This is a genomic window from Herbaspirillum sp. BH-1, assembly GCF_002870055.1.
GTDB lineage: Bacteria > Pseudomonadota > Gammaproteobacteria > Burkholderiales > Burkholderiaceae_D > Herbaspirillum > Herbaspirillum frisingense.
In genome coordinates this window covers 39151-54551 of the sequence record NZ_PKOI01000009.1, presented here as the reverse complement: position 1 = coordinate 54551, position 15401 = coordinate 39151, and the positions used below count along the sequence as shown (strand labels likewise).

The window sequence follows — 15401 nt, the reverse complement described above, 5'->3', positions numbered from 1 at the left end:
AACCCTCCCCTTGAAGGGGAGGGAGCGTTCTTTAGTTGCGTACGGGCTTGCCGGTTTGCATCATGCCCATGATGCGTTCCTGGGTCTTGGGATGGTTGAGCAACTCCATGAAGAACTTGCGCTCGATGTCGAGCAGCCATTGTTCGTTGACGATGCTGCCCTCTTCCACTTCGCCACCGGCGACGGTCTCGGCGATCATCTTGCCCAGCTTGAAGTCGTGGGCCGAGATGAAGCCGCCGTCACGCATGTTGACCAGCTGCGCCATGATGGTGGCCAGGCCGTTGCGGCCGATCACCGGCACCTGTGGCGACAGTGGCGGACGATAGCCGGCGTCGAACAGCGCGCGCGCTTCCACCTTGGCCACGTGCAGCAATTCATACGGGTTGAAGACGATCACGTCGTCCTCGCGCAGGTAACCCAGCTTGCGGGCTTCCAGCGCCGACTTGGAGACGTTGGCTGTGGCCGCGGCCAGCATGTATTCCTTCAGGAACTGCAGGATGTCGTTGCCCTTGGCTTCCTTGGCGGCACGCACGGCCGCTTCCTTCAGGCCGCCACCAGCCGGGATCAGGCCCACGCCGACTTCCACCAGGCCGATGTAGGACTCGATGGAGACCACGCGCTTGGCGGTATGCAGCAACAGTTCGCAACCACCGCCCAGGGCCAGGCCGGCGACAGCGGCGATCACCGGCACGCTGGCGTACTTCAGGCGCTGGTGCGCCTGTTGCAGCTGGTGCACCACCGGTTCGATAGCCTTGACACCACCGGACATGAACAGCGGCAGCATCGACTGCAAATCGGCACCGGCCGAGAAGGCGCCGCCTTCGGCTGCATCCGGGTGCCAGATCACCAGGCCCTTGAAGTTCTGCTCGGCTTCGGTGACGGCCTTGTTCATGCCGTCGATGACACCCTGGCCAATCACGTGCATCTTGGTCTTGAAGGACAGGATCAGGACGTCGTCGTTCTGATGCCAGATGCGGACCGATTCGTCTTCGAAGAAGGTAGTGCCGGCGCTCTTGCCGTCGGCGGCGCCTTCGCCCACCAACGGGGCGCGGAAGGCCTGACGCTGGTAGACCGGCAGTTCGGAACGGGCCACATCGGCCTTCTTCGAGGGCGACCAGGAACCCTTCTCCGAGTGCACGCCATCGCGGCCATCAAAGACCCAGTCCGGGAGCGGAGCAGTGGACAGCGCTTTGCCGGCGTCGATATCTTCCTTCACCCATTGCGCAATCTGCTTCCAGCCGGCAGCCTGCCAGGTCTCGAAGGGACCGACGCTCCAGCCGAAGCCCCAGCGCATGGCGAAGTCCAGGTCGCGGGCGTTGTCGGCCACCGATTCCAGGTGCACGGCGATGTAATGGAAGGCGTCGCGGAAGATGGCCCACAGGAATTGGCCCTGAGGATTGGTCGAATCATGCAGCGCCTTCATGCGCTTGACCGGATCCTTTTCCTTCAAGATGCGGGCGATGATGTCATCGGCCTTGGCACCACCCGCCACGTAATCGCCCTTGGCCGGGTCGATGCGCAGAATGTCCTTGCCCACCTTCTTGTAGAAACCGGCACCACTCTTCTGGCCCAGCGCACCCTGCTCGACCAGCTTGGCCAGCAGCGGCGGTGTGGCATAGGAAGAGAAGAAGGGATCATCCTTCAGGTTGTCCTGCATGGTACGGATGACGTGACCCATGGTATCCAGGCCCACCACGTCGGCGGTGCGGAAGGTGCCGGACTTGGCGCGGCCCAGCTTGGCGCCGGTCAGGTCATCGACCACGTCCACCGAGAGACCGTATTTGTCGGCTTCGATGATGGTGGCGAGGATACCGAATACGCCCACGCGGTTGGCCACGAAGTTGGGGGTATCGAAAGCGCGTACCACGCCCTTGCCCAGGGTGGTGGTGAGGAAGGCTTCCAGCTGGTCGAGGATGTGCGGTTCGGTGGACTGGGTCGGGATCAGTTCGACCAGGTGCATGTAGCGCGGCGGATTGAAGAAGTGCACACCGCAGAAGCGCGCCTTCAGGCCGGCATCAAAACCTTCAGACAGCGCATTGATCGACAGGCCCGAGGTGTTGGAGGCAAAGATGGCCTTGGGGCCGATGTGCGGAGCGACCTTCTTGTAGAGGTCATGCTTCCAGTCCATGCGCTCGGCGATGGCTTCGATGATGAGGTCACAGCCTTCCAGCACGGCCAGGTCATCCTCGTAGTTGGCGACCTGGATCAGGGCCGCGTCGTCCTTGTTGCCCAGCGGGGCCGGGCTGAGTTTCTTCAGGTTTTCGATGGCGCGTTGCACGATGCCATTCTTCGGGCCTTCCTTGGCCGGCAGGTCGAACAGCACGACCGGCACGCGGGCATTGATGCAGTGGGCGGCAATCTGGGCACCCATGACGCCGGCGCCGAGCACGGCCACTTTTTTGACGATGAAATTGGACACGCAAATCTCCTTTGCTGGTGCTGCAAACATGAAACATGAATTCGGGGCCTGGCAGGCTGCCGCACCGCCGGTGCGAGCGACTACTGTACGCCTTCCGGCAGAAGGTCACAGCATGCCTTGCAGGGGTGACACCGACATGACGCCATGCCGGGCCACATTGCGGTAGATCAACGCCGCCGCGGGACAACAGACCCGGCGGCGGCGTGGTGTTGCGGTCAGAACAACTCGGCGTCCAGGGCCATCAGGTTGGCCGCGCCGGAACGGGCCTGGCGGATCAGCATGGCGGTCTCCGGCAGCAGGCGCGCGAAGTAGAAGCGCGCCGTGGCCAGCTTGGCGGTGTAGAAGGCGTCACCGCTGCCCTGCTTTTCCAGCGCGATCTTGGCCATGCGCGCAAACAGATAGGAGAACACCAGGTGGCCCACCACGCGCAGGTAAGGCACGGCGGCGGCACCGGCTTCGTCCTGGTTGGCGAAGGACTTCATGCCGATTTCCATGGTCAGCTTGCTTACCTTGTCGCCGATGTCGGCCAGCGGGGTGATGAATTCGGACATGGACTCATCGGTGCCATGCTCTTCCACGAAGGCCTGGATCTGTGCGCCGAACTTCTTCAGCTTGGCACCGTTGTCCATCAGGATCTTGCGGCCCAGCAGGTCGAGCGACTGGATGGTGTTGGTGCCTTCGTAGATCATGTTGATACGGGCATCGCGCACGTATTGCTCCATGCCCCACTCGGCGATGTAGCCATGGCCGCCATAGACCTGCAGGCACTCGGAGGTGGCCGTCCAGGCGTTGTCGGTCAGGAAGGCCTTCACCACCGGGGTCAGCAGGGCCACGATATCGCCGGCATCCTTGCGTACCTGTTCGTCGGGGTGGCTCAGTTCCTTGTCCAGTTCCAGAGCGACATAGGAGGTGAAGGCGCGGCCACCTTCGGCGAAGGCCTTGGCGGTCAGCAGCATGCGGCGCACGTCGGGGTGCACGATGATCGGGTCGGCCGGCTTGTCGGCAGCCTTGATGCCGGACAGGCTGCGCATCTGCAGGCGGTCCTTGGCATAGACCAGGGCGTTCTGGTAGGCCACTTCGGTCAGGCCCAGGCCCTGCATGCCCACGCCCAGGCGGGCCGCGTTCATGAACACGAACATGGCTTGCAGACCCTTGTGCGGCTGGCCGATCAACCAGCCGGTGGCGCCGTCCAGGTTCATCTGGCAGGTGGCGTTGCCGTGGATGCCCATCTTTTCTTCGATGGCACCACAGAAGATGGGATTACGCGCACCCAGCGAACCATCGGCGTTGGGCAGGAACTTCGGTACCAGGAACAGGGAAATGCCCTTGGAGCCTTCCGGTGCATCCGGCAGGCGTGCCAGCACCAGGTGGATGATGTTGGCGGAGACGTCGTTTTCGCCGGCCGAGATGAAGATCTTGTTGCCGGTGATCTTGTAGGCGCCGTCGGCCTGGGGTTCTGCCTTGCTGCGCAGCAGGCCCAGGTCAGTACCGCAATGCGCTTCGGTCAGGCACATGGTGCCGGTCCACTCGCCCGAGACCAGCTTGGGCAGGTAGAGCTGCTTCTGTTGTTCCGAACCGTGCGCGTGCAGGCACTCGTAGGCACCGTGCGACAGGCCGGGATACATGGTCCAGGCCTGGTTGGACGAGTTCAGCATCTCGTAGAAGGAATTGTTGATCGTCAGCGGCAATCCCTGGCCGCCGAATTCGGGATCACAGGACAGCGCCGCCCAGCCGGCTTCCACGTACTGCTGGTAGGCCTGCTTGAAACCCTTGGGGGTGGTGACGGCCTTGGTCTCGCGATCGAAATGGCAACCCTCGCGGTCGCCCGAATGGTTCAGCGGGAACAATACTTGCGAAGCGAACTTGCCGCCCTCTTCCAGCACCTGGTCCACCAGCTCGCGGTTGGTGTCGGCATGTGGTGGCAGTTCTTTGAACACTTCCTCCACATTGAGCAGCTCGTGCAGCACGAATTGCATGTCGCGCAAGGGGGCGTTGTATTGGGGCATGAATGTCTCCGGACGGGTTTAGGCTGCCTTCCTGGCAGCCGATTTTGAATTCTTGGCGGGGGTGGCACCGTTTCCGTTGCCGGTGCTGTTGCTGGCACTGTCGCTGCCTTGCGGGCGGTAGCTGTCGATCAGGCGACGGAAGCTGGCCTCGGCGCGCTCCACGCTGCCGGGAATGTGCAGGAAACGCGCATCGTGGTGCAGGGCCAGGATCAGGCCATACATTTCATAGACCATCTGGCTGACCTCGATGTCGGGCCGCAGATGGCCGGCTTCCATGGCCTGCTTGATGCAGCGCTCCAGCGCATCGCGCCAGGCCTGGACCATGGCCACCAGGTGATCGCGGATGGCACCGGGACGGTCGTCGTATTCGACCGCGCCGCTGATGTAGATACAACCCAGCGCGATTTCCACCGTGACCTGCTTGATCCAGCGCGCGAACATCCCTTCCAGGCGCGGCAGGCCGCGTGGTTCCTTGATGGAGGGATAGAACACATCCTGCTCGAAGCGGTTGTGATACAGCCGCACGACCTCAATCTGCAAGTCCTCGCGGGAGCCGAAATGGGCGAAGACGCCGGACTTGCTCATCTTCATCTTTTCGGCCAGCAAGCCGATGGTCAGCCCTTCCAGGCCGTCACGGCTGGCCAGTTCCAGCGCCACATCCAGGATGGCGGCACGGGTCTGCTCACCCTTGCGCAGATACTTGGGCCGGGTGGGCGCGGTGGTCACCTTGCTTGTCTCAGTCATCGTTATCTCTTTGATATCCGTCGTCAGGTCGCGACGGGAAGGAACCGGTTCGGCGGGTGCGGCCCGGCGGCCGCTGTCTTGAACCCTGTCTGCGCGACGTGAATAAACCTTCACGCAGAATTTATTCGAACGATCGTACTATTATTCATCGCGCTGCAAAAGTCAAACAAAAATTCAGCGGGGCCTGCAAGGGCGATTTTGCTGCCCGGCAAGCCCTCAGGAAGCCCCGGGCGGGGCGCCGGTGGCACCCAGCAGGTCGTGGGCATCCAGCAGGGCATAGACGATGGTGGGGTTGTTTTCCAGGCACTTGCGGATGGCCGCCGGGATGGTGTCGCGGGTCTTGCGGCACAGGCCCGGCTGTTCGGCCAGGTGGATCTGCAGGCCGCGCACAGTGCGCACTTCGTTGGGACCGGGACTGATATGCAGATGGATGCCGAGATTCTTGCGCATGAGACTGCCCACGTGCAGCAGTTCGTCATAGGTCGTCACCCGGGTGATACGTTCGATCAGGCGTTTTTCTTCCTCGCGGGTCAGCCACAGCACGCGCGCCTCGGGCGCATGCAGGCACTCCAGCAGCGCTTCGCGCTGGCAATCGCAGGCACCGGGCGGGCATTCCTTGCGGAGCGGCCGCGCCACCGGCATCGCCTGGGCGGATTCGGAGGGGACTACCTGGGACATCTGCACCTTCACACCTACGTTGGAGAAAAGACAGGCCATGGACAGCGGCCCTTATCTTACAACGAGCTTGTGGCGCGGTGGCGGCCGCCCTGCCGGGTCAGGACGAGGACCGATCCAGCAGCCGACGGTCGCGTTTGGTGGGACGGCCCTTGATTTCAGCCGAAGGTTCGCGGAACAGGCGATGGCGTTCGGCCTGGGTGGCGCGACGCTGGACGCTCTCCTCGGTCTCCTGATAGAGCGTGGCCGCGACCGCCGCCGAACCGCGCTTGTCGGCGATGCCGATGACCAGCACTTCCCACTCGGTGGCGCCGTTGTCGATGTCCAGCCGATCACCTGGCTTGACGCTGTGGGCCGGCTTGGTGCGCTCGCCGTTGAGCCTGATGCGGCCGCGGTCCACGGCTTCGGTGGCCAGCGAACGCGTCTTGAAGAAGCGTGCGGCCCAGCACCATTTGTCGATGCGGGTGGTGTCCATCTTGTCCTCTTGCTGTCCTTGTGCGTAACGGTCCGGCGTAGCCCGATTCAGTTCAATTGCTTGCGCGTCATGGTGCGCTTGAGCGACATCTTCAGATGCCGCTGCATCGCCGCTTGCGCCTGAATAGCATCGCGCGCCTCGATGGCCTCCAGGATTTCCCGGTGCTCGTGCAGGGCCGAGAACCAGCTGTCGGCCGGTTCGTAATGGTCCAGCAACTTGGCCGAAATCGGATCCTGGCGCTCGTCGTAGAGCCGCGCCACGGTCTGCACCAGTACCTCGTTGCCAGCCATCTGGGCGATGCGGATGTGGAAGTCGCGGTCAGCCGCAGCAGGACTCTGGCCGGCCTGACATTCGCGCTCCATGGTGTCGTAGATGGCGCGCAGCGCCTTGATATCCCTGGGCTTGGCCAGCGGCGCGACCAGCGCCGTGATTGCTCCCTCGAAGAGGGCGCGGGCCCCCATGATGTCGCTCAGGCTGTTACCCATCTCCTTGTCCGCGGCCGACTCTTCCAGCAGGTCTGGCGGTGGCACCTGGGTCAGATAGACGCCGGAACCCATGCGGATCTCCACCCGCCCCTCCAGTTCCAGCGCAACCAGCGCCTCCCGTATCGATGGCCGTGACACCCCCAGTTGTTCTGCCAGTGCGCGCTCAGGCGGCAGCCGGCCCTGGCTGGTGAAGCCAGGCTGGTACATCACGGTGCGCAGGCGGTCCGCGATCTGCAGGTACAAGCGGCGGGAATCGGTCGATTTCTGGCTGGCCATCGTTTGAACAAGGATCTGGTAAGGCGCGTCAACAACCTGACCTTGGGTACAGGTTGTTGGAATGAGGGGCGATTGTCTCACAAGCTGCACATCTCAATTGGCTTTACCAATTTGTAAATAATAAAAACTATTTGCTTTTGGCCTTACCAATTAATACACTGCCGAGCAGGCCATGCCGCCAGACAACAGGATGTCCACGCAGTCCCATCGGGAGAGTCGAATTGAAACGTCGTCTATACACCGGGCCGGAGGTGCAGCGCGCCCAGAGCATCGAAGAACTGCGTGCCATTGCCCGCAAGCGGGTTCCCAATTTTTGCTTCGAGTATGTCGAGGGCGGGGCCGAGGAAGAGATCAGCCTGCGCCACAATCGCGAGGTCTTTTCGCGGATCGCCTTCGTGCCGCGCACGCTGGTCGATGTCTCGGTGCGCAGCCAGCAGCGCCGACTGTTCGGGAAGGATGTCGCCTCCCCCTTCCTGATCGGCCCTACCGGTTTCAGCGGCCTGCTGGCGCGCGAGGGGGATGTGGCGATGGCGCGGGCTGCAGGCCAAGCCGGCGTGCCTTTCGTGTTGACCAATGTTTCCACCACTTCGCTGGAAGACGTGGTGCGCCGCTCCGGCGCGCAAGTGTGGCAACAGGTCTATCTGTACCGCGATCGCGACTTCGTGGCCGATGTCGCCCGTCGCGCGCAGGCGGCCGGCATCGATACGCTGGTGCTGACCACCGACAGCGCCGTCTATGGCAAGCGCGAATGGGATCTACGCAACTTCAGCAGCCCGCGCCAGCTGGACTTGCGCAACAAGATCGATGTGCTTTGCCATCCGCGCTGGCTGATCGACATCCTCTATCCGCATGGCTTTCCGCGCTTCGCCAATCTGGGCGACCTGCTGCCGGCCGGCCAGACCAGCGTGCGCGGAGCCGCCGCTGCCATCCTTGGCCAGTCGCTGTCGCCGGCCCTGGACTGGCGCGACGTCGAATGGCTGCGCGGCATCTGGCCCGGCAATCTCGTCCTGAAGGGCGTGATGCAGGTGCAGGATGCACAACGTGCTGTCGCCTTGGGCGTGGACGGCATCGTGCTGTCCAACCATGGCGGACGCCAGCTCGACGGCGCACTATCGACGATGGATGTGTTACCCGAGGTGGTGGCGGCCGTAAAGGGCCAGCTGACGGTGATGCTGGACGGTGGTTTCAGGCGTGGCGCCGACATCGTCAAGGCCATCGCACTGGGCGCCGATGCGGTGCTGCTGGGGCGCGCCACCACCTACGGCCTGGCCGCTGGCGGGGAAGCAGGCGCCGCGCGCGCCCTGGAAATCCTGCGCAGCGAAGTCGATCGGGTATTGGCCCTGCTGGCCTGCCCGGATATCGCGCAGCTCGACGCCAGCTACCTGCGTCGCATCTGATCCATCCCACCGAGAACGAGGAGCAGACATGCACTATCAGTTCGATTTCTCCAGCGTCGCCGCCCACTGGCCGCTGCTCTTGCAGGGCGCCTGGACCACGGTGCAACTGTCCTTCGTTGCCACCTTGCTGGGCTTCATGCTGGGCGCGTCCTGCGCCGTGGCCAGCGGCAGCCGCCATCGCTGGCTGCGCGCACTGGTGGCCGGCTACATCGAGGTGATCCGCAATACGCCGCTGCTGATCCAGTGCTACTTCCTGATCTTCGGCCTGTCGTCGGTGGGAGCGACGCTGCCCATCATGACCGGCGCGGTACTGGCACTGGTGATCAACATCGGTGCCTACACCTGTGAGATCGTGCGTGCCGGCATCGAGTCCATCCACCACGGCCAGATCGAAGCGGGGCAATGCCTGGGCCTGTCACCGCTGCAGGTGTTGTGGCACGTGGTGCTGCAGCCGGCGGTGGAACGCGTCTGGCCGGCGCTGACCGGCCAGTTCGTGCTGATGATGCTGGCCTCCAGCATCCTGTCCTCGGTGGGCGCAGAGGAATTGCTGGGCGTGGCCAATCGCGTGCAGTCCGATACCTTCCGCAACTTCGAGGTTTTCCTGGTGCTGTGGGTCGTATATCTGGTGCTGTCCTGGCTGATGCGTGCCGGCTTCTGGTTGCTCGGCCAACTGGTCTTCACGCGCCGGCGCAAGCTGGGCACGCCGCTCTGAAGGAGCAGGACGATGTCGCACGAACAATTTCTCTCCTTGCTGCAGGGCGCCTGGGGCACGTTGCTGCTATCGACGCTGACGCTGACATTGGGTGCGGTGCTGGGCCTGTCCCTGGCGCTGGCGCGCGTCTCGCCACGGCGGGCGGTGCGTCGCCTGGCATCGGGATGGATGCAGCTGATCCAGGGCACGCCCTTGCTGGTGCTGATGGGAGTGTGTTTCTATGGACCGGCGCTGCTCGGCGTAGGGACAGTGGAAGCCTTGCCGGCTGCGACCAGCGCCATGGTGATCTATGCCTCGGCCTTCCTGGGGGATATCTGGCGAGGCTGTATCCAGGCGGTACACAAGAGCCAATGGGAAGCCGCCGAATGCATCGGCCTGACCCGCTGGCAGCGCATGCGCATGATCGTGTTGCCGCAGGCGCTGCGCATGGCCACGCCACCGACGGTGGGCTTTGCGGTGCAGGTGATCAAGAACACCTCCGTGGCGTCGCTGGTGATCGGCTTTGCCGAACTCTCCTACAACGCCAAGGTGCTCAACAACTCCACTTTCCAGCCCTTCCTCTACTTCGGCGGTGCCGCTTTGCTGTACTTCGCCATGTGCTATCCCCTCTCACGCTGGAGCCGCGTGCTCGAAAGGAAACTCCATGTCCACCGTGGTTGAACTGCAATCGGTCCACAAGCGTTTCGGCAACAATCACGTCCTGCGCGGCGTCTCCTTTGCGGTGCGCCGTGGCGAGGTCGTGGCCATCATCGGCAAGAGCGGTTCCGGCAAGAGCACGGCCCTGCGCTGCATCAACCGGCTGGAGCAGATCGATGAAGGGCAGATCAGCGTATGCAGTCACGCGGTGCATGCCGACGGCCTCGATCTGCGCACCCTGCGCCGCGATGTAGGCATCGTCTTCCAGAGCTACAACCTGTTCCCGCACCTGACAGTGCTGCAGAACATCACGCTCGGCCCCACCGCAGTCAAGCGCATGCCGGCCGCGCAGGCCAACACCCTGGCGCAGGATGTGCTGACCCGCGTAGGACTCTCGGACAAGGCCCAGGCCTATCCCGAGCAATTGTCGGGTGGCCAGCAACAGCGCGTGGCCATTGCACGCTCGCTGGCGATGCAACCGCAGCTGATGCTGTTCGACGAGGTGACCTCGGCACTCGATCCGGAACTGACCGGCGAGGTACTCAAGGTGATGGAGCAGATGGCGGCCGAGGGCATGACCATGATCCTGGTGACCCACGAGATGGGCTTCGCACGACGCGTGGCGGACCAGGTGATCTTCATGCACCAGGGCCAGGTCTGGGAGCAAGGCGGCCCCGACATCCTGGACCAGCCCGCCACTGCCGAACTGCGCCAGTTCGTCGGCACCGGGCTGTAACGTATTCTTCCCCGAGCACGTCAATCCCAAATTCCTACTCACACAAGGAGCGAGACATGCATTCCCCTTCATCCCCCATCCGCCACCTGAGCCATGCGTTGCTGGGCCTGTTGCTGCTCACCGCCAGCAGCGCGCACGCAGACCAGCTCGATACCATCCTGGCCGCGAAGAAGCTGCGCGTAGCCATCGACCTGGCCGTGCCGCCCTACAGTATGAAGGACGACAAGCTCAAGCTGATCGGCTCGGACGTCGAAACCGCACAGCTGATGGCCCGGGACTTCGGCCTGGAACTGGAAGTGATTCCGACCACGCTGACCAATCGTGTGCCTTACCTGCAGACCAACAAGGCCGACGTGGTCGTCTCGGCCTTCTCGATCACGCCGGAGCGCGCCAAGGTCATCGATTTCTCGGTTCCGTATGCACCCATCCTGGTGGTGGTCGGCGCGCCCAAGGGCATGAAGATCGACAGCCCGGCCGACCTCGCCGGCAAGAAGGTCATCGCCACGCGCGGCACCACCAATGACCAGGAACTGACCAAGGTGGCACCACCCTCGGCCACCATCACCCGCTTCGATGATGACGCCACCTCGATGACTGCCATGGTCAGCGGGCAGGCAGAGGTCTGGGTAACATCACCCATGCTGTTGCAGGTGGTGAACGAAAAGAATCCGGCACGCAATATCGAGAGCAAGTTCACGCTCAAGGCCAACCTGCTGGCGGTGGGATTGCGCAAGGGCGAAACCCGGCTCAAGGACAAGATCGATCACTGGGTCCGCGAGAACCTGCGCAATGGCCAGCTCAACGCGATCTACCGGAAATACCACCACGCCGAGCTGCCGCCGGACATCCTGGCGGCGGGTCGCTGAGTCCCTGATCCGCTGATTCGTAGCGGAGAAAAAAAAGCGCCGACTCGCAAGCCGGCGCTTCTTCATATTTCCTCGAGACAACAGTCATCACATCAAGACTATCCTCGGATTCAACGCTCCACTGCCAGCGCCACACCCATACCGCCACCGATACAGAGGCTGGCCAGGCCCTTCTTGGCATCCCGGCGCACCATCTCGTGCAGCAGGGTCACCAGCACGCGGCAGCCGGAGGCGCCGATGGGGTGGCCCAGGGCGATCGCGCCGCCGTTGACGTTGATCTTGCTGGTGTCCCAGCCCATCTGCTTGTTCACGGCGATGGCCTGGGCGGCAAAGGCTTCGTTGATTTCCATCAGGTCCAGGTCCTGCGGGGTCCAGCCGGCCTTCTTCAGGGTCAGCTGCGACGCCGGGACCGGGCCCATGCCCATGATGCTGGGGTCCAGGCCGGCCGAGGAGTAGGCCTTGATCCTGGCCAGCACCGGCAGACCCAGTTCGGCCGCCAGCTTGGCGGAGGTGACCACCACTGCGGCCGCGCCGTCGTTGATGCCGGAAGCATTGCCGGCGGTCACGGTACCGGCCTTGTCGAAGGCCGGGCGCAGGCCGGCCAGGGCTTCGGCGGTGACGCCGTGCTTGACGAATTCGTCCGTGTCGAAGACTACGGTTTCCTTCTTGCCCTTGATCTCGATGGGGACGATCTCATCCTTGAACTTGCCAGCCTTCTGCGCGGCTTCAGCCTTGTTTTGCGAGGCGGCGGCGAAGGCGTCCTGCTCTTCGCGGCTGATCTCGAACTTCTTGGCGACGTTCTCTGCGGTGATGCCCATGTGATACTGGTTGTAGACGTCCCACAGACCGTCGACGATCATGGTGTCGGTCAGCTTGGCATCGCCCATGCGGAAGCCGTCACGCGAGTTGTTCAACACGTGGGGCGAGGCGCTCATGTTTTCCTGGCCGCCGGCGATGACGATCTGGGCGTCGCCGCAACGGATGGCCTGGGCCGCCAGTTGCACCGCCTTCAGGCCGCTGCCGCAGACCTTGCCCACCACGAAGGCGGGGACCATGTCGGGCAGGCCGGACTTGATGACCGACTGGCGCGCCGGGTTCTGTCCCAGACCGGCCGTCAGCACCTGGCCGAGGATGACTTCGCTGATCGCTTCGGGCTTGATGCCGGTCTTGGCCAGCAGGGCCTTGATGACTTGCGCACCCAGATCGGCTGCTGCGATCTTCGACAAGGCTCCGCCGAATTTGCCGATCGCCGTTCTCTGTGCTGCGACAATGACCACATCATCCATAACTCGCTCCTTTTATTGAAATGGCAGGAAGCCGCGCGCGGCTGCCTGTCGAAAACCGGGATGGTCATCCTATCCCATTTCAGCTGCGAATGCGATACGGTGAATCTTCGGTAAATCAAGCCAGGGCGAGATAGAGGCAAGGCCTCCCTCAGGCATCTTTCCCGAGGGTGATGATGTGGATGACCGTCCGATAGAGGAGGAAGGCCGCGCCATAGGCGGCGCGCTTGTACCAGGGCACATGCAGAAAGTCCGACAGGTGCACCACCCGGCCCAGGGCGGCGCCGGCTTCGATTTCCTGGCGCAGATAGCCGGCGAAGGCCGGGTCCTGGACCACGACGTTGGCCTCCTGGTTCACGAACAGGGACAGGCCGTCATAGTTGCTGGAGCCGACCGTGGCCCACTTGTCGTCCACCACGGCCACCTTGGCGTGCAGCTCGGTATGGGTGTATTCCACGATGCGCACGCCGGCACGCAAGAGCTTGGGATAGAAGGAATGCGCCACCGCATCCTGCATCAGGAACTGCCCCACGCCCAGCAGCAAGGTCACCTTGACGCCGCGCATGGCCGCCTCTTCCAGGGCACGCCGCATCTTGCGGCCGGGTGCAAAATAGGGATTGGCGAGGAACGCGCTCTCGCGGGCGCGCCCCAGGGCCTGCAGATAGGCGCGCTGGATGGTGCGGCGGTTGCGGAAGTTGTCGCGCACCACCAGCGCGGCCTGGGTCTGGTCATGCACCGGGCCGCTATGGCCGTGGCGCAGGCGCCTGAAATTGCGCCAGCGCGCCTTCAGTTTCATACGGCCCACGCGCAGCCACTGGGCCTGTACTTCCCGGTAGATATCCTGCACCAGCGGACCGACGATGCTGACGGCAAAATCCCAGCGCGGCGCAGGCAGCGGTGTGATGTGGTCGCGGTCGGAGACCATGTCGTCATTGATGTTGAGTCCGCCGACGAAGGCCACCTGGCGGTCCACCACGCACAGCTTGCGGTGACTGCGCGCCACGCCGCGCCGGAACCAGGGATTGAAGGACCGATGCTGCACGCCGACGGCACTCAGGGCGAGGCGCAATTTGTTAGTGTTTTCGCGGCCGGTGCCGAGCCAGTCGTTGATGACATACACCACCACGCCACGCCCGGCGGCGCGTTGCAGTGCCTCGCAGACCAGAACGCCGGTATCGTCGAGCGAAAAAATATAAGTTTCAAGGTAGATCTCGACCCTGGCCGCATCAATGGCGGTGATCAGGGCCGGATAGAAACCCGCGCCACTGTGCAGCAGGGCAATCTGGTTGCCGTCGGAAAAGGCGAGGTGGCGCAAGATCAGGCCAGGTGCAGTTCGGTGACGATGGGCGCGTGGTCGGACAGGCGCGCCCACGGGCCATCCTTGAGCACCTGCGCCGTTTCCACCCGGAAACCACGGACATAGATGCGGTCCAGTCGCAGCCACGGCATCATGGCCGGGAAGGTGCGGGCCGGGCGGATCGGTGCCGACAGGCCACCCAGCCGGCGCAAGCCCTGCATCACGCCGCGCGCGTTGGGTTGCGGCTGGTCGAACACCTCGACCACACCCAGGTTCTGGTACAGCGTGCGGCTCAGCTGGTTGGTCCAGTCATTGAAGTCACCGGCGATCACCAGCGGCGCATCCGGTGGCGAGGACGTACTGACCGCCTGCATCAGCGCATCGGTCTGGCGGCGGCGGCCACCGGCGAACAGGCCGAGGTGGATCACGTAGCAATGCACGTCCACGCCTTCCACCGGCACCACGCAGTGCAGGATGCCGCGCGATTCATAGGCATGGTCGGAGACGTCCTGGTTGCGGATGGAGGCGATTTCGAAGCGGGAGATCAGGGCGTTGCCATGGTGTCCATGGTCGTACACGGCATTCATGCCGTAGGCCGCGTGGTGGGTGTCGCCGGCCAGATATTCGTGCTGGCCCTGCTGCGGCCAGTTGGCGGCGTGGCGCAGGGCGTTGAGATCATGCCGGCCCTGCACTTCCTGCAGGAACAGGATGTCCGGGTCCAGTTGTGCCAGCGCCTGCTTGAGCGCCAGGATGCGCGGCCGTCCGGCAAAGGAGGTCACGCCCTTGTGGATGTTGTATGTGGCAATGCGCAGCTTCATCGATGCAACCTTTCTCTTGTTCTTGTCCGGTTCCGTCCTGGCGCTGCTGTCGGGCTAGCCGGCCAGGTAGCTGGGCAATTGCAGGATTGCCTCCGCATTGGACGGCGAGAAACAGCGGTCGGCCGCTTCGCGGTAGGGCAGCCAGGCGTAGCGTGTGTGTTCGCGCGGGGCGAGCGTCACCGGGATGTCACGCTGCACCAGCAGGCCGAAGACATGCTCGGTGTTCCTGGTCACGCCGGGCGCATAGCGGTGCCGCCAGACGGGATAGATGTCATAGATGTTGGAAAGTTGCCAGTCGCGCAGATGCGCACGCGGCACGCGGTTTCCGCCATCACCGCTGGATTCTACGCCGGCGTCGGCGACGATGATGCCGGTTTCTTCCTGCACTTCGCGTCGGGCAGTCTCCGACAGCTCTTCATCGGGATAGTCCTTGGAACCGGTCACCGATTGCCAGAAACCGGGCTGATCGGTGCGTTCGATCAGCAGTACGTGGTAGTCGGCGCTGTGGATCACCACCAGCACCGATTCGGGAATCTTGTAGGGCTTGGCTTGCGTCATGGGGCTGTCCGGGCTGCA

15 protein-coding genes are annotated in these 15401 nt (G+C 63.5%); 5 read left to right on the top strand and 10 right to left on the bottom strand.

Annotated features, from left to right (window positions below; translation table 11 throughout):
* Window positions 1-31 precede the first annotated feature (31 nt).
* From HBH1_RS13805 to HBH1_RS13780, 6 genes are all read right to left on the bottom strand, one after another.
* Complete coding sequence (locus HBH1_RS13805) at window positions 32-2419, bottom strand: 3-hydroxyacyl-CoA dehydrogenase/enoyl-CoA hydratase family protein (protein ID WP_102663225.1); 2388 nt, start codon at window positions 2417-2419, stop codon at window positions 32-34.
* A gap of 215 nt (window positions 2420-2634) precedes the next feature.
* On the bottom strand, window positions 2635-4425 hold the full coding sequence (locus tag HBH1_RS13800) for an acyl-CoA dehydrogenase C-terminal domain-containing protein (protein ID WP_102663224.1): 1791 nt from the start codon (window positions 4423-4425) through the stop codon (window positions 2635-2637).
* An 18-nt stretch (window positions 4426-4443) separates the two neighbouring features.
* The gene (locus HBH1_RS13795; protein ID WP_102663223.1) at window positions 4444-5169 is read right to left on the bottom strand and encodes a TetR/AcrR family transcriptional regulator; all 726 of its coding nucleotides are present in this window, start codon (window positions 5167-5169) and stop codon (window positions 4444-4446) included.
* 216 nt (window positions 5170-5385) lie between these two features.
* Window positions 5386-5847 (bottom strand): hypothetical protein, encoded by a 462-nt coding sequence (locus HBH1_RS13790; protein WP_102663305.1) that lies wholly within the window; start codon window positions 5845-5847, stop codon window positions 5386-5388.
* Between the two features lie 97 nt (window positions 5848-5944).
* Window positions 5945-6319, bottom strand: coding sequence for an RNA-binding S4 domain-containing protein (locus HBH1_RS13785; protein ID WP_006464123.1), 375 nt, complete (start codon window positions 6317-6319; stop codon window positions 5945-5947).
* Between the two features lie 47 nt (window positions 6320-6366).
* Complete coding sequence (locus tag HBH1_RS13780) at window positions 6367-7080, bottom strand: FadR/GntR family transcriptional regulator (protein ID WP_102663222.1); 714 nt, start codon at window positions 7078-7080, stop codon at window positions 6367-6369.
* Between the two features lie 221 nt (window positions 7081-7301).
* Here HBH1_RS13780 and HBH1_RS13775 point away from each other — a divergent pair, with 221 nt between their 5' ends.
* Genes HBH1_RS13775 through HBH1_RS13755 form a run of 5 tightly spaced genes read left to right on the top strand, consistent with a single transcriptional unit; the run spans window position 7302 to window position 11427 of the window.
* Complete coding sequence (locus HBH1_RS13775; protein ID WP_102663221.1) at window positions 7302-8477, top strand: alpha-hydroxy acid oxidase; 1176 nt, start codon at window positions 7302-7304, stop codon at window positions 8475-8477.
* 28 nt (window positions 8478-8505) lie between these two features.
* The gene (locus HBH1_RS13770; RefSeq protein WP_102663220.1) at window positions 8506-9189 is read left to right on the top strand and encodes an amino acid ABC transporter permease; all 684 of its coding nucleotides are present in this window, start codon (window positions 8506-8508) and stop codon (window positions 9187-9189) included.
* 12 nt (window positions 9190-9201) lie between these two features.
* Window positions 9202-9849, top strand: coding sequence for an amino acid ABC transporter permease (locus tag HBH1_RS13765; protein ID WP_102663219.1), 648 nt, complete (start codon window positions 9202-9204; stop codon window positions 9847-9849).
* Window positions 9833-10561, top strand: coding sequence for an amino acid ABC transporter ATP-binding protein (locus HBH1_RS13760; protein ID WP_102663218.1), 729 nt, complete (start codon window positions 9833-9835; stop codon window positions 10559-10561). The genes HBH1_RS13765 and HBH1_RS13760 overlap by 17 nt, the downstream gene beginning before the upstream one ends.
* Before the next feature lie 56 nt (window positions 10562-10617).
* Complete coding sequence (locus tag HBH1_RS13755; RefSeq protein WP_102663217.1) at window positions 10618-11427, top strand: transporter substrate-binding domain-containing protein; 810 nt, start codon at window positions 10618-10620, stop codon at window positions 11425-11427.
* Between the two features lie 110 nt (window positions 11428-11537).
* Here HBH1_RS13755 and HBH1_RS13750 read toward each other — a convergent pair whose 3' ends face one another.
* The 4 genes from HBH1_RS13750 to nudB all read right to left on the bottom strand — a co-directional run bounded on the left by HBH1_RS13750 (window position 11538) and on the right by nudB (window position 15383).
* On the bottom strand, window positions 11538-12713 hold the full coding sequence (locus HBH1_RS13750; protein ID WP_006464126.1) for an acetyl-CoA C-acetyltransferase: 1176 nt from the start codon (window positions 12711-12713) through the stop codon (window positions 11538-11540).
* A 148-nt stretch (window positions 12714-12861) separates the two neighbouring features.
* The gene (locus HBH1_RS13745) at window positions 12862-14025 is read right to left on the bottom strand and encodes a phospholipase D-like domain-containing protein (protein WP_102663216.1); all 1164 of its coding nucleotides are present in this window, start codon (window positions 14023-14025) and stop codon (window positions 12862-12864) included.
* A 2-nt stretch (window positions 14026-14027) separates the two neighbouring features.
* Window positions 14028-14825 (bottom strand): endonuclease/exonuclease/phosphatase family protein, encoded by a 798-nt coding sequence (locus HBH1_RS13740; protein WP_006464128.1) that lies wholly within the window; start codon window positions 14823-14825, stop codon window positions 14028-14030.
* Window positions 14826-14879: 54 nt separating this feature from the next.
* Window positions 14880-15383, bottom strand: coding sequence for a dihydroneopterin triphosphate diphosphatase (gene nudB / locus HBH1_RS13735; RefSeq protein ID WP_102663215.1), 504 nt, complete (start codon window positions 15381-15383; stop codon window positions 14880-14882).
* Window positions 15384-15401 lie beyond the last annotated feature (18 nt).